At 57.8% G+C, this 18,270-nt stretch carries 21 protein-coding genes; 14 read left to right on the top strand and 7 right to left on the bottom strand.

Features of this window, described 5'->3' with window-relative positions:
• Positions 1-381: 381 nt before the first annotated feature.
• Together AC1DIH_RS14865 and AC1DIH_RS14860 are read left to right on the top strand one after the other, a co-directional pair.
• A complete protein-coding gene (locus AC1DIH_RS14865) occupies positions 382-585 on the top strand; it encodes a hypothetical protein (protein ID WP_054597749.1) in 204 nt (67 codons plus the stop codon).
• A 108-nt stretch (positions 586-693) separates the two neighbouring features.
• Positions 694-846 carry a hypothetical protein gene (locus AC1DIH_RS14860; RefSeq protein WP_158002036.1) on the top strand — a complete coding sequence of 51 codons (153 nt, stop codon included), beginning with the start codon at positions 694-696 and terminating at the stop codon, positions 844-846.
• A gap of 163 nt (positions 847-1,009) precedes the next feature.
• Here AC1DIH_RS14860 and AC1DIH_RS14855 read toward each other — a convergent pair whose 3' ends face one another.
• The gene (locus AC1DIH_RS14855; protein WP_477772245.1) at positions 1,010-1,447 is read right to left on the bottom strand and encodes a glycine zipper domain-containing protein; all 438 of its coding nucleotides are present in this window, start codon (positions 1,445-1,447) and stop codon (positions 1,010-1,012) included.
• A gap of 277 nt (positions 1,448-1,724) precedes the next feature.
• On the opposite strand from AC1DIH_RS14855, the gene AC1DIH_RS14850 reads away from it, so the two are divergent.
• The 5 genes from AC1DIH_RS14850 (at position 1,725) to AC1DIH_RS14830 (ending at position 6,700) form a co-directional block, all read left to right on the top strand.
• Positions 1,725-1,952 carry a hypothetical protein gene (locus AC1DIH_RS14850; protein WP_477772244.1) on the top strand — a complete coding sequence of 76 codons (228 nt, stop codon included), beginning with the start codon at positions 1,725-1,727 and terminating at the stop codon, positions 1,950-1,952.
• Between the two features lie 439 nt (positions 1,953-2,391).
• Positions 2,392-2,790, top strand: coding sequence for a YfeK family protein (locus AC1DIH_RS14845; protein ID WP_477772243.1), 399 nt, complete (start codon positions 2,392-2,394; stop codon positions 2,788-2,790).
• A gap of 287 nt (positions 2,791-3,077) precedes the next feature.
• Positions 3,078-5,645: an EAL domain-containing protein gene (locus AC1DIH_RS14840; protein ID WP_477772242.1), complete on the top strand. Its 2,568-nt coding sequence runs from the start codon at positions 3,078-3,080 to the stop codon at positions 5,643-5,645.
• A gap of 161 nt (positions 5,646-5,806) precedes the next feature.
• A complete protein-coding gene (locus AC1DIH_RS14835) occupies positions 5,807-6,235 on the top strand; it encodes a hypothetical protein (RefSeq protein WP_477772241.1) in 429 nt (142 codons plus the stop codon).
• Positions 6,236-6,523: 288 nt separating this feature from the next.
• On the top strand, positions 6,524-6,700 hold the full coding sequence (locus AC1DIH_RS14830; protein WP_477772240.1) for a hypothetical protein: 177 nt from the start codon (positions 6,524-6,526) through the stop codon (positions 6,698-6,700).
• A gap of 62 nt (positions 6,701-6,762) precedes the next feature.
• Here AC1DIH_RS14830 and AC1DIH_RS14825 read toward each other — a convergent pair whose 3' ends face one another.
• On the bottom strand, positions 6,763-7,515 hold the full coding sequence (locus AC1DIH_RS14825) for a carbonic anhydrase (RefSeq protein ID WP_477772239.1): 753 nt from the start codon (positions 7,513-7,515) through the stop codon (positions 6,763-6,765).
• A gap of 243 nt (positions 7,516-7,758) precedes the next feature.
• Here AC1DIH_RS14825 and AC1DIH_RS14820 point away from each other — a divergent pair, with 243 nt between their 5' ends.
• The 7 genes from AC1DIH_RS14820 (at position 7,759) to AC1DIH_RS14790 (ending at position 14,762) form a co-directional block, all read left to right on the top strand.
• The gene (locus AC1DIH_RS14820) at positions 7,759-8,001 is read left to right on the top strand and encodes a DUF1652 domain-containing protein (protein WP_477772238.1); all 243 of its coding nucleotides are present in this window, start codon (positions 7,759-7,761) and stop codon (positions 7,999-8,001) included.
• Between the two features lie 198 nt (positions 8,002-8,199).
• A complete protein-coding gene (locus AC1DIH_RS14815) occupies positions 8,200-8,430 on the top strand; it encodes a hypothetical protein (RefSeq protein WP_477772237.1) in 231 nt (76 codons plus the stop codon).
• Entirely contained in the window at positions 8,423-8,809 is a 387-nt protein-coding gene (locus tag AC1DIH_RS14810) for a hypothetical protein (RefSeq protein ID WP_477772236.1), read from the top strand. Before AC1DIH_RS14815 ends, AC1DIH_RS14810 begins: the two co-directional genes overlap by 8 nt.
• A 366-nt stretch (positions 8,810-9,175) precedes the next feature.
• Entirely contained in the window at positions 9,176-12,007 is a 2,832-nt protein-coding gene (locus AC1DIH_RS14805) for a xanthine dehydrogenase family protein molybdopterin-binding subunit (RefSeq protein WP_477772235.1), read from the top strand.
• A complete protein-coding gene (locus AC1DIH_RS14800) occupies positions 12,000-12,539 on the top strand; it encodes a (2Fe-2S)-binding protein (RefSeq protein WP_477772234.1) in 540 nt (179 codons plus the stop codon). Before AC1DIH_RS14805 ends, AC1DIH_RS14800 begins: the two co-directional genes overlap by 8 nt.
• Before the next feature lie 2 nt (positions 12,540-12,541).
• A complete protein-coding gene (locus AC1DIH_RS14795; RefSeq protein ID WP_477772233.1) occupies positions 12,542-13,789 on the top strand; it encodes a c-type cytochrome in 1,248 nt (415 codons plus the stop codon).
• 1 nt (position 13,790) lies between these two features.
• Positions 13,791-14,762: an XdhC family protein gene (locus AC1DIH_RS14790; protein ID WP_477772232.1), complete on the top strand. Its 972-nt coding sequence runs from the start codon at positions 13,791-13,793 to the stop codon at positions 14,760-14,762.
• A 68-nt stretch (positions 14,763-14,830) separates the two neighbouring features.
• On the opposite strand, the gene AC1DIH_RS14785 is transcribed toward AC1DIH_RS14790, so the two are convergent.
• The 5 genes from AC1DIH_RS14785 to modA form a co-directional block, all read right to left on the bottom strand.
• A complete protein-coding gene (locus AC1DIH_RS14785) occupies positions 14,831-15,061 on the bottom strand; it encodes a hypothetical protein (RefSeq protein WP_054597737.1) in 231 nt (76 codons plus the stop codon).
• 150 nt (positions 15,062-15,211) lie between these two features.
• Positions 15,212-15,436, bottom strand: a complete 225-nt coding sequence (locus AC1DIH_RS14780) for a hypothetical protein (RefSeq protein WP_477772231.1) — start codon at positions 15,434-15,436, stop codon at positions 15,212-15,214.
• An 85-nt stretch (positions 15,437-15,521) separates the two neighbouring features.
• Complete coding sequence (modC, locus tag AC1DIH_RS14775) at positions 15,522-16,610, bottom strand: molybdenum ABC transporter ATP-binding protein (RefSeq protein ID WP_477772230.1); 1,089 nt, start codon at positions 16,608-16,610, stop codon at positions 15,522-15,524.
• Positions 16,611-16,613: 3 nt separating this feature from the next.
• Positions 16,614-17,294, bottom strand: a complete 681-nt coding sequence (gene modB, locus AC1DIH_RS14770; protein WP_477772229.1) for a molybdate ABC transporter permease subunit — start codon at positions 17,292-17,294, stop codon at positions 16,614-16,616.
• Positions 17,295-18,062, bottom strand: coding sequence for a molybdate ABC transporter substrate-binding protein (gene modA, locus AC1DIH_RS14765; protein WP_477772228.1), 768 nt, complete (start codon positions 18,060-18,062; stop codon positions 17,295-17,297). It abuts the gene before it with no gap.
• Positions 18,063-18,270: the final 208 nt, after the last annotated feature.

Here is an 18,270-nt window from a genome sequence, read left to right as displayed (position 1 = left end):
TTTCCTGAGCCTATAACGGCGGGGCAAAAGGTTATTAGACGTGCCGAAGCAGCTTTGTTAAAAAAATAGTGCACGGCACGCTGTCTGCGTGCTCTTGCATCTCCATTTGGCTAAATGGAAATCGCCCAACATTGAGCTGGGCAACGATCAATGAGTCTGATTGCCGATACAGGGAAAAGTAGCTGCGACTTTGGCCAACTGCTCGCGCACCAGTGCATCGGGCTCATTGATCCCTCTTCTTTTCTGCCGCTGACCCTCTCACCCAAAAACCTTCTCGCCGGCTCGCGGGGGCCGACAGGCACATCCGATGTACGACTGCTTGCCGATTGGCGCGCCAGTGGTAGCGGGTCAATACTTCTTACCTGTCTCTGGAGCGCCCCTATGAACCGGCAAGAAGAGTTTTTGGCGAAAGCGTTAGAGGTTCATCATGAGTATGAAGAGGCTACGGTCGCCGTTCACAAGATGATGCGTGAGAACAGGGCTATAGGCGCGGAATGGGATGCGGCTGTAGCGCGGCAGATCGCATCCCTTGATGCCTGGATGGAGCTGCCCCACGAGTTCGGGGACTTCAAGGCGGATGAGTGACAGGTTTCGTGGCGTGGGATCTTCAGCAACCGGGCGTTTTGAACCTCCTCAATCCGAGGGCATCAAACGACTATAACGTCAGGCACGGGCCTGCCCGGAGATGATCAAATGAAACGCACAACTGCTTTGATTTTTGTGGTGTCAGCGGCGTTGTTACTTGGCGGTTGCTGGCCATATTGGCATGACCATGACCGTCGCGGACATGATCGTGGGCGTTACTACGGTGACTATCATCAGGCACAAGAGTATCGCCATGCATGAGTTCGATGTAGCGGAGCCAGGATAAATTCGTCTCGAGCCCGGCAGTTCAATCGACTGCCGGGAGGAGGGCGTCTTATAGCCAGTAGCGGCGGTTGGAGCGAACCCGGTGAAGGGAAAAGCCCGACACGAGATCGGGCTTGAACGTGCACGTCAACTCAACCGTTTAATCGTGTTTGTACTTATTCTTGTATTTATGATGGTGTTTACCGTTGTAACCTCTGCCCTCTGAGCCACGATTGCGATGATCGTCGGACAGGTTATTGCCGAGTGCGCCGCCCGCCGCACCGCCGAGGCCTGCGCCAATGGTGGAGCCGGTTGAGCCGCCCAGCTGATGACCAATGACCGAACCACCCGCCGACCCGAGCCCGCCACCGATCGCTGCGTTGGTTTTGTTGCCCCTCGGCGCAGCGACAGCGCTGCCTGCAGCGCCCCCTACACCCGCGCCGATCGCTGCACCGGTGCTTCCGCCCATTTGCTGACCAACTATGTTGCCCAGTGCGCCGCCAAGGCCTCCGCCAACGGCTGCGGTGCCATCTCCAGCGGCCATTGCTCCTTGTGTGATCAGGGCACCAAGAGCAAGGGTAAGCAGTGTGATTCGCATGCTGTGCACCTCAATAAGTAGTTTTTGTGTTCAGACTGCTATTTTGACTATTGAGCATTTTGAAACGTGCGTTGTTGCTTCCGGTCGCCAAGCTGCTCTCGTCAGTGCATTGACGATAGAGAGAGCACTAGAACTGTAGAGGGCGCGGCAGAGCCAAAGTTCGACTGGGATCGTGGCACGTTGTCGAGAGTTTACACAGGAGCAAAAAAAACAGCCCGTACGCGGTGGGCTCTTTAGTGCGGGTTACTCGACTAACAACCAACAGAGGGATGCAGCAATGACTGAGCGCCATATGATCCACTCGGAAACGCTTTTGAACGGACGCAAGATCGAGGTCAAGACCAAGATCCTGAGGGACGGCTCGTTGCAGATGTTCATCGGTGTTTACCAGCCTGACGGTACGGTCCTCTTTGAGGACCACGATCCAAAACCGCATCTGCTGGACATGGAAGACGCTCTGGACTGGGGGATCGAAATCGCGCGACGCACGGGTAACGCCCCTTAAGCCAGTCAGGCTTGATAATCACCGGACCTGTTTTCTGGTGTACCACCGCTCACTAATGAATCATTAATCCGCTTGATGGTCGTATCTATGGGTGAACGCTCTGCGAACTAAACTTGCGGGTAGTGACACTCCTTCTCCGTAGTACTGACCCTTGCTTTTAGGATGTTCATATGAAGCGCACAGCGATAATGATCCTGGCCATTTCAAGCTCTCTCCTGCTGGGAGGCTGCTGGCCTTACTGGGAAGATGGAGACGGGTACGGCCGAGATCATGACCGAGGCCGTGATCATGGTCGTGAGTATCATCGTAGTTATGATCGCCATGATGACCGTGGATACGAGCGTCGTGACAATGATCAGGGCGAAGGTCGTTACCACAATCGTGATCATGACAACAGAGATGACTGACGCTTGAGGCCTGGTCGAAACGAGGAAAGGTCATGCAGATTCTGACAGCAAGGACGGTTCGGCCCGTCAGCCAGTGGTTGATGGCGGCGGGTATCGGCCTGATCGCAATGATGGCCTATGCCCAGGCTCAAACCTCACCTCAAGCCGCCCAAGAAATAAAGAGCCTGCTGGATTTTGTCGAGCACAGTGAGTGTCGGTTCGTGCGTAACGGAAGTGAGTATCCGGGTTCCCAGGCTCGGGCGCATCTGGAGAAAAAGCTGAACTACCTCGAAGGCAAGAACATGATCGGCAGTGCAGAAGACTTCATCGATCTGGCGGCCACTAAAAGCAGCATGAGTGGCAGCCTCTATGAAGTGCGATGTCCCGCAGGCGTACAACCTTCAAGCCTCTGGCTGAAGACCGAGCTACAGAGGCAGCGTCAGCTTCATTGAGTTGGTTTGAAGTCGAGAAAGCCCAGTATGATGCTGGGCTTTTTCGTATCCGGGCGTCGTACGGTGGATTGGATCGGTCTATCTGTCACTTCAAGGCTATTCTGTGATTTCAAGCCAAGGGCACAGTGACGCATGGGGCGACCAGAGTGAATAAATCCCGACTTTCGATGTAGAAACAGTAGTGCGCGTTGCTCCGATGAGAGGTCCCTTCCTGGTCTGAAGGTTCTTATGATGCCCCACACGCAGCCAGGGAGGGTGGGGGTGGTGGCATTGGAAAAGTGGCGATTATGGACACGAGAGTCAGACTGGCGAGCGGTGAAGAGGCAGAAGACTTTTTCGTCCAAACACTGGAGCAGGCTGTCGATGCCGTGGTGGTCATTGATGACCAGAACAACGTGGTGTTTTTCAATGCGGCTGCCGAACGGTTTTGGGGCTGTCCCCGTCTGGAAATACTGGGGAGTAACGTCAATACATTGGTTCCTCACACCCTGCGTTCCCGGCACGACGGTTATGTCGACGCGAACCGGGAGACCGGAGTCAACAAGATCGTGGGTGTCAGCCGGGATGTCCATATCGCGCGCAAGGATGGCGAGGAGCGTTGGGGCGCGATGTCGATCTCGAAAATTACCTTGCAGGGCCGAATCCTGTATGCGGCCTTCGTCAAGGATGTGACACAGACGCGCTTGAAAGATATCGAACACCGGTTGCTGTCGATGTCGGTCAATATCACCAGCTCTGCCACTTGTATTGTCGACGCCGATGCACACCTTATCTATGTCAATGACGGGCTCATTCGATTGCTCGGGTATTCCCGTGAGGAGGTCATCGGACGGTCGCCCCTGATGTTCTTTGTCTCCGATATTCAGGCCGAAACGCGTGCGCAAGCGGTGCTCGAAAGAGTCCTGCGTGGTGAATCCAGTGAAGCCAGCGCACTGATCAGCAAGCGTAATGGTCAACGGTTGTGGGTGCATATTTCGTCGACCCCCGTGTTCGATGCTCACGGGAAGGTCGACAACATCGTCATTGTGCTGACTGACATCACCCGGTCAAAGCTGCATGAGGTGTTGCAGGACAAGGTGATAGGGGCTCTTTTGAAAGAGCAGTCTTTGGAAAGCGTATTGACCCTGATGTGCCAGGAGATCGAACGCATTGCGCCCGAAGTCATCGTTTCGATCCTGAGCGTGGACCCGGAGGGTTTTCTGCACCCGCTGGCCAGTCCTGGTTTGCCGACCGATTACTCCAGAGCGATCGAGGGACTACCGATAGGTCCTGTTGCGGGGTCTTGCGGGACGGCGGCCTACAGGGGCGAACCGGTTCTGGTGACGGATATCAATCACGATCCGCTCTGGGCGGATTACAAGTCTCTGGCCGAGAAGTCGGGCTTGCGAGCGTGCTGGTCTATTCCCGTGCGCAATAGCGCAGGCCGGATCGCTGCCACCTTTGCACTCTATTTCAGGGAATGTCGCGGTCCCGATACCTTGCATGCGCACCTGGTGACGGCGGGAACGCACCTGTGCATGTTGGCGCTCGAGCGGGAAGAGGCGCGTGAGTCCATTCGAAAAATGGCGTTTTATGATGCGTTGACCGGCTTGCCCAATCGCAGTTTTTTGCTTGCACAGGCGGACCGGGCCATTGCCGAAGTTGCTCAAGAACAGGCCGGGCTGGCGGTGCTGTTTGTCGACCTGGATCGCTTCAAGCAGGTCAATGATGCACTGGGACATGCTTCGGGCGACGAGTTGCTGCAAGTCATGGCGCAACGGCTACGCAGTGTGCTGCGGGAGGCGGACATTGTCGGGCGGTTATCCGGCGATGAGTTCGTTCTGGTGCTTCCAAGGATGAATGCCACGCAGGTCACAACCTTTCTCGAACGGCTGAAGATGACCCTGAGTACTCCGGCCAATATAGCTGGCACCTCCGTGGTCCTGTCGGCCAGCATCGGTATTAGCATGTTTCCAGATGACGGGCAGGATATGGAAAACCTGCTGCATTGCGCTGATATTGCGATGTACCAGGCCAAACGTACCGAACGCGGCGGCTTCAGTTTTTTCCTCGAAGAGATGAACAAGATCGCTCAGGAACGTTTGATACTCGAGACGGCGTTGCGTGTGACCCTGGCTGACAATGGTCTTCAACTGGCCTATCAGCCACAAGTCGACCTGAGGAACGGACGTCTTGTCGGCGTAGAGGCGCTGGCACGCTGGGAACACCCCACACTGGGCAGTATCTCGCCAGCGCGATTCATACCTTTGGCCGAGGAGTGCGGGTTAATCAATGAGTTGAGCCAATGGGTATTGCAAGAGGCCTGTGGGCAATTGGCGCAGTGGCGCCGACAAGGATTCGTGGTCCCGTCCATGTCGATCAATCTGTCACCGATCAACTTTCACAATCTGAATCTGGTGGGGCTGATCGACGAGCAATTGCGCCGATGCAAATTGCAGCCCGCCGATTTGTGTGTGGAGGTGACGGAAGGCGTATTGCTTTGCAACAGCCCTGGTTCAGAGCAAACCATCCAGGATCTGCATGCCTTGGGTGTACGTCTGGCAATCGATGACTTTGGCACGGGTTATTCCAGCCTGGGGTACTTGCGGCGGTTGCCGATCAGTGAGCTGAAACTGGACAAGAGCTTTGTTGATGACCTGGAGCACGATGCATCCTGCCGCGCATTAAGCGAGTCGGTCATCGGTATTGGAAAGGGGCTTTCCTTGCATGTTGTCGCTGAAGGCATTGAGCACGCCGCCCAGCGTGACATTCTCAGAGCGCAAGGTTATGAGGTCGGGCAGGGATATTTCTTCTCTGTCCCATTGCCTTCCGGGGCGTTCATGCAATGGATGCTGAGCGGCCCGAGCGGGCGATAAACGGCGTAGAAATAATCCTGTCCGGCCACGGCAGTCGATCGGGTCCTCATCCCTGACATCTATACTCTTTGCATGCATTCAGCCATGGGATCCCGATCCCGGGACCTGTCCTGTTCACTCGCTGGTGATAAAGCCTTGGCCTGGATTTACGAGGGCTCAACATGCGCATTTTGATAGGGGTTGCAGCCTTTTTATTCATGTCAGGGTGCATGACTTCTCCAGTCCCGGCAGAAAAAGCCGCTCAGGTTCCAGGTGATCGGGTTTTTGCGTTTCAGCAACCCATCGGGGGAGACAGCGGGACTATTTTTGTGACGCGTGATGGCGGTTTGCTGGGTTCGGCCTGCTACATCGGTGTTTACGTGAACGGTGATTTTGTTGCGCGAGTGGGACCTGGTGAAGGAGCAAGATTTTTCACCAGGCCCGGGGAAGTCTTTGTCGGCGCAGGCGAAGACCTGAAGGGTAACGGCCTGTGTTCGTTAGGCATTTCCTTACGCGAGGTGGTAACGACCATGGATGCCGGAGAGGTCAGGCATTTTCGAATTTACGGTGATGCGAGCGAGGGCATTTCAATAGCGCCAAGCTCTCGCTGAAGTGGCGGCGTACGAGCTGCGACCTTGAAAAAAGTGTGGTTATTTAAGGACTTAGGTGATTATTTGCGTGATAAAAAGATGTAAATATCTTGTTACATGTCGGATGGTGAGCTATTATCGCGTCCGTGTTCACCTACCACGGTTTACGCATTTTTAAGCCCCAAGCGTCCATCAGCTGCTTGGGCTTTTTTTTGCTTTAAATTTGTCGCTGGCGGGTACTGGTTTTGAACATGGAGCGTTTCTAAACTTCTAATACGTATCGACCACAGGGCGTACGAGAGGTGAGCCATGAAGACCGATCCGCAAGCACCAGGTACCCGAAAACCAGCTGAACCGAGCCATTCGGACGACGCACGGCAGGAGCGCGACGAGCTCCAGCCAGATAATCCGAAAAAGTGGAAGGATGTTCAAAGCGCGGTCGAGAGCGAGCTGGAGACACTGCACGATAAAGCCAGGCCCCTCTAAGTGGCGCTCGCCAGCGAGTACAAGCCATGCATCTCACCGTCGGGTGAGATGCAGGGTGCGAATCAGGCAATCAGATCTACTTTGCCGCTGGCCAGGCGATAGACGCCCCCGACGATTTTCAATGAGCCCTTGCTCAGCGCTTCAGTCAGTACGGGTGAGGCTTTCTTGAGGTTGTTTACCGTGTCTTTGACGTTTTGCACGGTCGCGTTCTCGAGAAGATTTCCGGGATCCTTGAGTACCTTCTCGATAGAGGGCCTCAGTGCGTCAGTCAGTTTCTGGATTTGACCGGGGAAAACCGCATTGTCCTTTGTTGCCTTGATGCCGGCATTGAGTGCGCCGCAGTCTTCATGCCCCAGTACCAGAATCAGCGGTGCGCCGAGCACCAGGACCGAATATTCCAGGCTTGCCATGCCTTCCTCCGTGACGAAGTTGCCTGCGACACGCACCGCAAAAAGGTCGCCGCGGGCCGTGTCGAATGCGTACTCGGGGGCGATGCGTGAATCAGCGCAGCTCAAGACTGCTACGAACGGGTTCTGGCCGGTGACCAAGGCTTCACGCTCGGCCTTGAAGTCGTGCGTCTTCGAGGTGCCGTTGATATATCGCTTGTTACCGTTGATCAGTCGTTGAAGGGCCTTGTCGGGACTGATCGCATTTTGTGGTTTTGGAGGCGGGGCCTTTTTCTCGGCGGCCTGGGCGATGCTGTCAGGCAGCACACCGGCAAGCAGCAGGGCGCTGGCGCCTAGTCCTGCAAGCCGGAGAAAACGACGACGGCCATCTGCGTCCGGCGCGGAGCTTGAATCACAGGATTCACACATGATTTGTGTACTCGGGATTTGGGTGGGAGTGGCTCGCTATCAAGGGTTAATACTTTCGGGAGACTTCAGCACTTCTGCGTTGGAGTCTAGATGGTTTGCCGGGGGGGGCGTTTCAGGTGGCGCGCGATTACAAAGTGCGAAATACCTAGTACTTTGAGCTTAATTCGTTCGCTTTTGCCGGAGGCAGCTAACCTGTAAAGGTCAGGTAACACTCCGATACGCAATCCCCACGGACGGAATGCCATGTTTCCTCTTCTTCAGCTTTGCCAGATTGTGGAGTCCGGTTTCTATCCACTCACATGCACCTGCACGGTGAATCCCGACAGGTCGTTGAGGGTCACAATTGTCGATCCAGAATCCGGACGGGTTGAACTGCTGATCACTGGCGTGTCGACGTCGACTCTGGGCAGTGTCCGGGAGATCGCCAACTTTATCGGTGAGCTGCGTACTGAATTGAAAGCCGGGCGCAGAGCGTTTGCAGGCTGATCCAACGATCAGGTCAAGTCGCGGTCCGACGATTGGACTTCTGCCGAATGATCTGGCGGCAGGCTCGATTCGCCGCGCAAGCGAGGTGGCAAATCTGGGAGTTGCATCCAGTGCACAAGAGGGTTATCAAGTCTTTTGCAGTGGAAACGATTTTCAGAGCGTCGCATCGAGTGATGCCGTGACGCGGAGGGAATTGCCATGTTACTTAACAAACCCGAGCACGAACTGCGCAGCGATTTCCAGAACCTTGCATCTGATTTGCGATGGTCGGCAGTGGAGCTCAACGCCATTGCCGAGCGGCTGAAACAGACCGGTAATGATGTCGATGCCCAGTCATTGCTGAAGACGTGTCAGGTGTTGGGGACCGCCGAAGAACGGCTGGCCCTCTACGCGAGTGAGGTGAAGGCTCATCGAATTCACCTTGAATAAGCGCGGGTCGCCATTACAGCTCGCTCAGGACCGCCAGTATGACTCTGCGGCATCGTTGCAGATTTTTCGGAGCAGCGGAGATTTCCAGGCGTCTCGCATGAGGTTGCCGCACAGAGTCAGGAGATATACCCAGTTGAAGGAAAGGTTTTCAGATTTTGCAGTGCTCATATTGATGGTGCTTGGCGGCATTTCGTTGCTGTTCGTTGCTAAATACTGCATTGAATACTTCGTAGGCCCCATTGCTGAATCATGGATCGATCTCGCGCTCGTCCTCTCGGGCTATGTACTGTTCTTTCTTCTTGAACCCATTCGCAAGTCAGTGAGTAAAAAGTGGAGTAGTAAAGGGGCGAGACGAAAAAGACCCGGTGAGGGCGTGTGAGGGGCGTTGATAAGGCGCTGGCTTCCTTGGGGGGCTGTGATATTTCCGTAACCATGACAACCCTTTCACGAAGTCTTCACCCTGACCGGCCTAAATTGGCCTGACTCCTTTGAGATATCCCCTTCAAGCCCGCCCGCATGCGGGCTTTTTTTCGTCCTCAATATTGTCCACTCGTCGACAGGCTCTCCAATGAGTCTCCATTGATTACTTTTGCCGAGGCCTGGCAAATTCTATAAAGTTAACCATTAGGTCAGCTTTTCGGCTTTTCAGCCCTTCGCATTGCGAGGAAGGGCTCCTGAGATTTGAGATTTTCCCTGTACACCATAACGACATGGGCGGCATTCATAACCGTCCAGAGGATGATCCATGTCCAACCGTGATATATCCCGGCGCTCCTTTCTGCAGGGCGGGTTGATCGCAGGCGTCAGCGTCACGCTGACCCCGCTCAGCTCCCAGGCGCTGGCTGCCTTGATGGAAAACAGCGTGACCGTGCCGTCCGAGCAATGGCTCGGCAACAACGGCAAGGCCCGCATGCGCAACGACTCATTGTCCAAGGTGTGCGGCAGCAAGGTATTTGCCCGCGACATCCGCTCCAAGGACATGCCCGGCTGGCCACAGCAACAAGGCCACGCGATGCTGCTCAAAACCATTCGCGCCGACCGCATTTATGACGGATTCGACCTGTCGTTGCTGGGTGCCGAATTGCAGCCTGATCGCATCGTCACCGCTGAAGACCTGGACAAGGACGGCATCGTTTTCCCTGAAGACCACGCGCCCGATCCGCTGCTGCCAACCGGCAAGGTGCCGATGTTCATCGGCCACCCGGTAGCGATCCTGATCTGGAACGATTTCGAGCGCTTCCGCCAGGCCAAGAACACGCTCAAGTTCAACGACAAAGCGATCCGCTACGGCGCTGAGGCGCCGTTTTACACACGCGATCCTTATGGCAGTTTCCGTTATGTGCGGGTCGGTGGGGCGACCTCGGCGGATGAAGATGAATTCGCCAGCCTGAAGGACTCGATCCTGTTCCCGATGATTCGCGAACGGCGTCCGGTGTGGAACGCCCAGCCAAACCTGCATGGCAACCTGACCGAGCGCGGTCTGTTTTATGCCGATCGCATGAAGCAGCAACTGGAAACCCCGCCAGAAGGCTGGATGGTTTTCGACGAGCGCTACAAGACGCCGTCGATTGAACCGGCTGCAATGGAACCGGACAACGGCAATGGCTGGTACGACCCGGCGACCAGGACCCTGCATTTTGTCGTCGCGACCCAGTGCCCGCTGGAGGCGGCGACTGAAACCGCGAAGATGATCGCGCCGTCGCGGTTCGGCTTGAGCACGCTGAACATGCACCCTGGCTACACCGTCGGCTACGGCTCCAAGGACCACAACATCTTTGTCTACTACGCGGCGCTGGCGGCGTTGTATGGCGGCGGTGTGCCGGTGCGTCTGGCCAACGACCGTTACGAGCAGTTCCAGAGCGGTATCAAGCGTCATCCGTTCGACATTCGCTACCAGTTGGCCGTCGACAAACAGGATCACAGCTTCAAGATTTTTCGCGCGGACATGAGCGTCGACGGTGGTGGGCGGATCAACTACAGCCCTTCGGTGGCGGCGGTCGGTGCGACAGCCGCACAGTCGATTTACTACATGCCGCAGAACGACCTGCAAGTGACCGCGTACCATTCACGTGGTGTTGAAGCCGGCTCCATGCGGGGCTACGGCACCCTGCAAAGCATGGCCGCCACCGAAATGATGGTGGACGAAATTGCTGATCGGCTGGGCATTGATGCCATCGACCTGCGCAAGAAAAACGTGCTGCTGTCCGGGATGAAAAACACCCAGGGCGCAGTGCCGGCCGGTGCGTTGCGCCTGCATGAAATTCTCGAAAAAGCGGCTGGCAACGAGCTCTGGAAAAACCGTCACGCGTTGAAAAAACAAGAGGATGCCAAGGACCCGGACAACTGGTACGGCATCGGCTTCGCCATTTGCCAGAAAGACTTCGGCACCGGTTCCGAAGCACCGATGGCCAGTATCGAATTCACCGCTGACGGGCATATCACGCTGCGCCACATCGGCATCGAGATTGGCACCGGCATGTCCACTTCCCAGGCTTTGGTGGTCGCCGATTTCCTCGGCAATCCGGCCAGTGAAGTGAAGACCGGTGAAACCGAATGGAAAGAGCTGCAACTGACCAGCAGCGGCAACCCGTACCTCATGAGCCAGGCCGAGCAGGACGCCATGCTGCGCAACCCGCGTTGGGTCGGCAAGATCGCCTCGGCGTCGTCGGCGACCAACTCCGCCTATTACTTCAGCCATGCGACCCGTGAAGCGGCGCGTGTGTTGTTCAATCACGGCCTGTGGCCGGCCGCCGTCGAAATCTGGCGTCAGGGGCCGTTCGGTGGTCAGGCCAACCCGTATGTGCTGCGCCGCGAAGACGCCCATTGGGTGGATGGCAAATTGAATGCCAACGGCATGGAACCGCTGCCATTTGCGGTGCTGGCCAAACGTGCCCACGAGCGTGGTCTGGTGACTGGCGCGACGGTGCACGGTTTCAACCGCTGGAGCTGGGCTGAGGCCGAGTACAGCATCAATGGCGTGCGCGAGCGGTTGCCGCTCGACGGTCTCGCCGTGAAGTATGGCGACGGTGCGCCGAATGCGATCAGGGCACAAATGAACAGCGCCGGTTTCCACCTGCTGGATCGGCAGAACATTGCCTACCCGGCGACCCAGTTGAACAACGCGGCGGTGACCTATTACAGCCCCGTGGCGACGCTGGTTGAACTGAAAGTGAACAAGGGCTCGGGCGAGGTGGAAGTCCTCAACCATCACTCCTGGCTTGAATGTGGCCGGGTGCTGGTGCCGGAGCTGGTCAAGGGCCAGCTCGAGGGCGGGATCGCCATGGGCATCGGTCACGCGCTGCTGGAAGAAATGCCGCTGTACGAAGGTGGACCGGGGGAGGGTGACTGGAACTTCAACCGTTACCGTTTACCGCGCGCCAAGGACGTCGCGGTCTGGACGCAGACCTCGGAGATCCTTCCGCCATTGTCGCCGAGCGACCCGTCCAAGGGCATCGCCGAAGTGGTGATGATTCCGGTGGTGGGCGCCATCGCCAACGCCGTGGCCCATGCAATTGGCAAACGGGTCCGTGACCTGCCTATCACTCCAGCGCGCATCAAGGAGGCCCTCAATGGCTAACCGTCCGCTTCAAATGACCCTCAATGGTCAATCCGTCGGTCCCGTCGGGGTCCCTGATGATCTGCCGATGATTGACTATCTGCACGAATACCGAAACCTTACCGGCTCGCGCCTGGGCTGCGGCCAGGGCATTTGCCACGCCTGCGTGGTGATTGTCGACAACCCCGACGGCACCAGCGAAGAAGTACGCACCTGCATCACCGGCGCGCATTACTTCGAGGGCAAGAAAGTCCGCACCATCGAAGGCCATGCGCGCCGCGATGAAAGCGGCAAGGTCACCGAACTGAATCCGATCCAGCAACGCTTCGTCGATGAGTTCGCCTTCCAGTGCAGTTATTGCGCCCCGGGCTTCGTCAACGCCGCGACCGTGCTGGTGGAAAAACTCCAGCGTCAGCCGATCAGCAAAAGCCAACTGGAAGCGGTCATCGAAGACAGCCTCGGCCATCACATTTGTCGCTGCACCGGCTACGTGCGCTATTACAGCGCCACGCGCAACGTGCTGACCGATCTCGGCCTGGTCAAGGAGGGTTGAGCATGAAGCGACTACTGTCCAGCCTTGGCACGGCGGTTGGCCTGGCCGTTTCGCTGATGGCGATCCAGCAGGCCCAGGCGGCCGATCAGCAGCAGATCAAGCGCGGTGAATACCTGGCGCGGGCGGCGGACTGCATGGCTTGCCACACCGCGCCCGGTGGCGCGCCTTATGCGGGCGGCCTGCCGATCGTGTCACCGTTCGGCACCATTTATGGCACCAATATCACCCCGGACAAGGACCACGGGATCGGCCAGTACAGCGACGACGAATTCTTCGCTGCGCTGACCGAAGGCAAGCGTCGTGATGGCGCCAACCTGTACCCGGCGATGCCGTACACCTCGTATCACCTGATGCCGCGTGAAGACTCCGACGCCATTCACGCGTACCTGGAGACGGTCGCGCCGATCAACCGTGCTGCACCGGTCACCCGCCTGAGTTTTCCGTTCAATGTTCGTCTGGGGTTGATGGGCTGGAACATGCTCTACGGCAAGGACGTGAAACTGACGCCGGCTGAAGGCAAAAGTGAAGACTGGAAACGCGGCCAGTACCTGGTCGACGTGCTCGGCCACTGTGGCGAATGCCACACACCGCGTGGTTTGCCCGGCGCGATGCAACAAGACAAACGCATGACCGGCGGCCTGCTCAATGGCTACCTGGCGCCCAGCTTGCTCGCCAACGATCTGGCGGCACGCGGCTGGACGCATCAGGACCTGAGTTCTTTCCTCAAGCACGGCATGAGCGCTCAAGGTACGATGTTCAACGAGATGTTCCCGGTGTTTCATAACAGCACCCAGAACCTCAATGAGCCGGACCTGGCGTCCATGGCGACTTTCCTGCTCGGCGACTCGCCACCGCAAGCGCGGGTGTTGAGCGAAGTGCCGCTGGACAAGATGACCGAAAGCGCCCGGCGCGGCCGTCAGGATTATCTGAACGTTTGCGCCGGTTGCCATGGTGTCAACGGTGAGGGCAAGCCGCACATCGCGGTGGCGATGCAAGGCAACACCACGTTGCGCCTGGAAGATCCGCGCAACCTGTTGCGGGTGATCGAAGACGGGATTGGCGAGCAAAAATTTGCCGGCTTCGAGCGCATGCAACCGATGCCGGGTTTCGCCGACAAGTTGAGCAATCAACAAATGACGGACCTGATCAGCTATTTGCGTCAGGCTTGGGGCGGTCAACCGGCTGATCTGCTGATCGGCCAGATCGAGCAATTGAAGGCAGATGCTCCCGTTGAGCACAAGGCACACTGATATGCAGCATCTTGACCTGCAAGTGGTTCGGCGAGCGTTGGCCTGGTCCAGCGCTGGCCAGCGTGTATGGCTCTGCAGCGTGCTCGGCACCTACGGCTCGGCGCCTCGTGCGCCGGGCTCGATGTTGGCGGTCAACGACAGCGGGCACTGGATTGGCTCGTTGTCGGGCGGCTGCGTCGAGGACGACTTTCTGGCGCGCATGGCCGAAGGGGCGTTTCTCGACGCCGTGTCGGTGGTGCGTTACGGCGAAGGCGATGATCCGCGTTCCACGATAAAACTGCCCTGCGGCGGGTTACTCGACGTGCTGGTGGAAAAGCTTGAGCCTGAGTGCGAGGTGCAAGCCCATCTGCGCGAACTGGAGTCCGCGTTGCTCGGGCAGCGTCGTTTGATTCGCGAAGTGAATCTGGCCAGCGGCGCACGCAGTCTACTGGTTGACCGTGAACACGGGCCGCGTATCGAACGGGAAATCGACCGGGTGCGTGTGCGCGTCGGTGCGGCCCAACGCTTGTTGCTCGCCGGTTATTCCAGCGTGGCCCAGGCGTGTGCCGAGTTTGCGGTGGGGCTGGGTTTCGAGGTGATTCTGTGTGATCCGCGTGATGAGGTCCTCGAAGGGGTGGTCCTTGAGAACGTGGAGATTCGTCGCCAGTTGCCGTCGATGTTCATTGCCGATGGCGGCTGTCACAGCGATACCGCCGTGGTGGCGCTGACCCACGATCCGCGCATCGACGACCTGGCCATGATGGAAGCGGTGCGCACCGAGGCGTTTTACATCGGTGTGATGGGCTCGATGCAAACCTCGCAAAAGCGCTTTGAGCGCTTACGGCGTATCGGTGGTTTGGGCGAAGCTGAACTGGCGCGTATTCACGCGCCGATCGGGCTTAATCTGGGCAGCAAGACACCCGCGGAAATCGCCTTGGCAGTGCTCGCCGATATCCTGCGTATTCGCAGCGGTATCGCTCGGGATCAACTCTGAAAAACAGCGTGTCGGCGTGCTGCCGATCCCTGGCGAGTCCCGGCTTCAGCGTATGAGCCGGGACTTGCTTAGCGGAATCGAGGCAGTGGCCGGTCGACAGGTTTGAGTGATGTCAGCGCGTTCTGAATCAGCGGGGCATCTTTCTCGATGTCTTGCAGACGGTCGCGAATTTTCATCGCGGTGGGGTGGCCGCCATGGATATCGACCCAGTCGGCGATTTCCTTGCAGGCAGCCGCCAGGCGCGCCTGACGTGAGTCGAGCAGGGTCAGCAAGGTAGTGATGGACTCTTTTTCGGACATGAGAAACACCTCCGTATCAGAGAAGCTTTTGATCGAGCAACAAAACGCTCGCCGGGCGCGAGCGTTTGCCGATGGGGTCGCCGATCCTTCAGCTGGAATCAGTATAGACCCGCAATGCCAATGGCGGCGGAGCCGCATGCAGCCTGCGTTTCAGACTTTGCGCGAGACCCGCGAGCTGGCGGCATTGAGCCGTCGGCACTCCTTCATGGCATCTTCCATACGCTCATAACCGTCACCGATAAAACCGCCGCCCGTGCGTGTATCGGCGATCCGGAACCAGACCGCCGTAATCGGCTGCTGACCAGACACTTCACCCGCACGGCGACCCTCAACGGTGCTCTTGTTGCAACGTTTCACAACGAATATGTCTTCCATGGCGTCACCGACGCTCCAGTTGTGTACACATCAACTATAGAAGCAAGTTGAAAAGCTGCAAAAACGGTCTGTGCTGTTTGTCGACTTACGCGAGGACCGCCACCGCCTTGATTTGCGCCCACAACTGCTGGCCGGGGTGCAGTTGCAAGTGATCGCGGGAGTAGCGGGTGATGCGCGCCAGCAACGGTGTTCCGGCAGCGTCCAGGCGCACCAGCACATGGGCGGCGTTGTCCGCGGAAATTTCGCTGGTGACCGTCACTGGCAAGCGGTTGAGGATGCTGCTGAGTTCACCGCCCTGAAGACTCAGGCTGACATCGCGGGCCTGGACTTTGACGCGCAACAATTTGCCCACGGCCAAAGGCGAATGCGCGACCCGCACGTTCAATTGGCTGCGGGGCAGTTGCAGGGTCAGCAGTTGATAATGGGCGTCGTAGTCCGTCACCTGACCCTTGATCACCACGCCAGCATCGTCGCCCAAGGCCAGCGGCAGGTCGAGCCGCGCAAGCGTTTCGCCGATGGGCCCGCTGGCCAGGGCTTTGCCGTAGCTGAGCAGGACAATGTGGTCGGCCAGTCGCGCGACCTCATCCTGCGAGTGACTGACGTACAGCACCGGAATTTCCAGTTCGTCGTGGAGCCGTTCGAGGTACGGCAGGATTTCACTTTTGCGCTGTGAGTCCAGCGCTGCCAGTGGCTCGTCCATCAACAGCAGTTTCGGGCTGGTGAGCAACGCCCGGGCAATACCGACCCGTTGGCGCTCGCCGCCCGAGAGGTGTTGTGGATGACGGTCGAGCAAGTGGCTGATTCCCAGCAGTTCGGTGGCGTGGGCCATGTCGACCCGGCGTTGCTGGCGTGGAATGCGCCGCAGGCCAAATTCCAGGTTGGCCTGCACCGACAGATGGGGAAACAGGCTGGCCTCCTGAAACACATAACCCAACGCCCGTTTGTGCGGGGCGACAAAGAGTTTCTTGCTGCTGTCCTGCCAGATTTCGTCATTGATCTGGATAAAGCCTTGCTCGGCCTTTTCCAGGCCGGCGATGCAGCGCAGGCAGGTGGTCTTACCCGAGCCGGAATGACCGTACAGCGCCGTGACGCCGCGACCGGGCAGGTGCAGGTCGACGTCCAGGGAAAAATCCGGGTAGCTCAGTTTCAGCCGAGCGTGAATCGTTGAGGTCATCGATCAGCTCCAGCCAGCTTTGGTTTTGCGGCTGGAGTACAGCGCCAGCAATACCAAAAACGAGAACACCAGCATCGCCCCGGCCAGCCAATGGGCCTGGGCATATTCCATGGCTTCGACATGATCGTAGATCTGCACTGACACCACGCGGGTTCTGTCCGGGATATTGCCGCCGATCATCAGTACTACGCCGAACTCACCCACAGTGTGGGCGAAGCCGAGAATGGCCGCAGTGATAAAGCCTGGCCTGGCCAGCGGCAAGATCACGTTGAAAAAAGTGTCCCAAGGGTTGGCGCGCAAGGTGGCGGCCACCTCCAGCGGGCGCGGACCAATCGCCGAGAAGGCGTTCTGCAGTGGCTGGACGACAAAGGGCATGGAGTAGATAACCGAACCGATCACCAGCCCTGCAAAACTGAACGTCAGCGTGCCCAGCCCCAGTGCCTGGGTGAACTGGCCGATGACCCCGTTAGGACCGAGGGTCAGCAGCAAATAGAAGCCGATCACCGTCGGCGGCAGCACCAGGGGCAGGGCGACAATGGCGCCGATGGGCCCGCGCAACCAGGAACGGGTGCGCGACAGCCACAACGCAATCGGAGTGCCGATGACCAGCAGGATGGCCGTCGTCAGGGAGGCCAGCTTGAGGGTCAGCCAGATGGCGGAAATATCGGCACTCGATAGCGTCATTTAGAGTTGATAACCGTAGGACTTGATGACGGCAGCGGCTTTAGGCCCTTTGAGGTAAGCAACCAGCGCCTTGGCGGCCGGGTTGTCTTTGCCTTTGTTGAGGATCACTGCGTCTTGTTTGATCGGGTCGTGCATGTCGGCTGGAACGATCCACGCCGAACCGCCGGTGACTTTGCCGTCTTTATAGATCTGCGACAAGGCGACGAAGCCTATTTCCGCATTGCCGGTGGAGACGAACTGGTAGGCCTGGGTGATGTTCTGGCCTTCGACGACCTTGCCCTTGACCTTGTCGGTCAGGCCCAGTTTAGCCAATACCTGGGTGGCCGCGAGACCGTAAGGGGCGGCTTTCGGGTTGGCGATCGACAGGTGCTGATAGGTGTTGTCGCTGAGCACTTTGCCTTTGGCGTCAACGTAACCGTCCTTGGCCGACCACAGTGCCAGGGTGCCGATGGCGTAGGTGAAACGCGAACCTTTGACCGTGTCGCCTTCGCTCTCGAGTTTTTGCGGGGTGCTGTCGTCAGCCGACAGGAGCACTTCGAACGGCGCGCCGTTTTTGATCTGGGTGTAGAACTGGCCCGTGGCGCCATAGGCGGCGACCAGTTTGTGCCCGGTGTCTTTTTCGAAGTCGGCGGCAATCGCCTGGATCGGTGCGGTGAAATTGGCCGCGACCGCGACCTGGACTTCATCGGCCTGGGCTGAGCCAAACGCGAACACGGCGAGCAAGGATGCCAGGCAAGTAGGGGCAAAACGTGAGGCACGAATAGTCATGAAGCGGCTCCGAGGTTGGCAGGTGCAGTGGGCAGTTTTTATTGGGGGGTGGACTGCACCGGTGCGAAAGGATGAAACGCTATATAGGTGAATATATAGCGAATTTCCGACAAACGGAACGTATCAAATACCACGCAATGAGCCGACACTTGCCCCGTAACCCGTAACCCGTAACCCGTAACCCGTAACCCGTAACCCGTAACCCGTA

This window comes from Pseudomonas sp. 05N36 (genome assembly GCF_056397385.1).
Note: the sequence above shows the minus strand (reverse complement) of the source record. Positions and strands in the feature narration are given on the sequence as shown.

Excerpts from the sequence above, each read along its gene's own strand:
- modB (WP_477772229.1), bottom strand. The coding sequence starts at position 17,294 with ATGACGCTATCGAGTGCCGATATTTCCGCCATCTGGCTGACCCTCAAG.
- AC1DIH_RS14865 (WP_054597749.1), top strand. The coding sequence starts at position 382 with ATGAACCGGCAAGAAGAGTTTTTGGCGAAAGCGTTAGAGGTTCATCAT.
- AC1DIH_RS14780 (WP_477772231.1), bottom strand. The coding sequence starts at position 15,436 with ATGGAAGACATATTCGTTGTGAAACGTTGCAACAAGAGCACCGTTGAG.
- AC1DIH_RS14790 (WP_477772232.1), top strand. The coding sequence starts at position 13,791 with ATGCAGCATCTTGACCTGCAAGTGGTTCGGCGAGCGTTGGCCTGGTCC.
- AC1DIH_RS14845 (WP_477772243.1), top strand. The coding sequence starts at position 2,392 with ATGCAGATTCTGACAGCAAGGACGGTTCGGCCCGTCAGCCAGTGGTTG.
- AC1DIH_RS14855 (WP_477772245.1), bottom strand. The coding sequence starts at position 1,447 with ATGCGAATCACACTGCTTACCCTTGCTCTTGGTGCCCTGATCACACAA.
- modC (WP_477772230.1), bottom strand. The coding sequence starts at position 16,610 with ATGACCTCAACGATTCACGCTCGGCTGAAACTGAGCTACCCGGATTTT.
- AC1DIH_RS14850 (WP_477772244.1), top strand. The coding sequence starts at position 1,725 with ATGACTGAGCGCCATATGATCCACTCGGAAACGCTTTTGAACGGACGC.
- AC1DIH_RS14800 (WP_477772234.1), top strand. The coding sequence starts at position 12,000 with ATGGCTAACCGTCCGCTTCAAATGACCCTCAATGGTCAATCCGTCGGT.
- modA (WP_477772228.1), bottom strand. The coding sequence starts at position 18,062 with ATGACTATTCGTGCCTCACGTTTTGCCCCTACTTGCCTGGCATCCTTG.
- AC1DIH_RS14825 (WP_477772239.1), bottom strand. The coding sequence starts at position 7,515 with ATGTGTGAATCCTGTGATTCAAGCTCCGCGCCGGACGCAGATGGCCGT.
- AC1DIH_RS14785 (WP_054597737.1), bottom strand. The coding sequence starts at position 15,061 with ATGTCCGAAAAAGAGTCCATCACTACCTTGCTGACCCTGCTCGACTCA.
- AC1DIH_RS14830 (WP_477772240.1), top strand. The coding sequence starts at position 6,524 with ATGAAGACCGATCCGCAAGCACCAGGTACCCGAAAACCAGCTGAACCG.
- AC1DIH_RS14840 (WP_477772242.1), top strand. The coding sequence starts at position 3,078 with ATGGACACGAGAGTCAGACTGGCGAGCGGTGAAGAGGCAGAAGACTTT.
- AC1DIH_RS14835 (WP_477772241.1), top strand. The coding sequence starts at position 5,807 with ATGCGCATTTTGATAGGGGTTGCAGCCTTTTTATTCATGTCAGGGTGC.
- AC1DIH_RS14815 (WP_477772237.1), top strand. The coding sequence starts at position 8,200 with ATGTTACTTAACAAACCCGAGCACGAACTGCGCAGCGATTTCCAGAAC.
- AC1DIH_RS14805 (WP_477772235.1), top strand. The coding sequence starts at position 9,176 with ATGTCCAACCGTGATATATCCCGGCGCTCCTTTCTGCAGGGCGGGTTG.
- AC1DIH_RS14795 (WP_477772233.1), top strand. The coding sequence starts at position 12,542 with ATGAAGCGACTACTGTCCAGCCTTGGCACGGCGGTTGGCCTGGCCGTT.
- AC1DIH_RS14820 (WP_477772238.1), top strand. The coding sequence starts at position 7,759 with ATGTTTCCTCTTCTTCAGCTTTGCCAGATTGTGGAGTCCGGTTTCTAT.
- AC1DIH_RS14860 (WP_158002036.1), top strand. The coding sequence starts at position 694 with ATGAAACGCACAACTGCTTTGATTTTTGTGGTGTCAGCGGCGTTGTTA.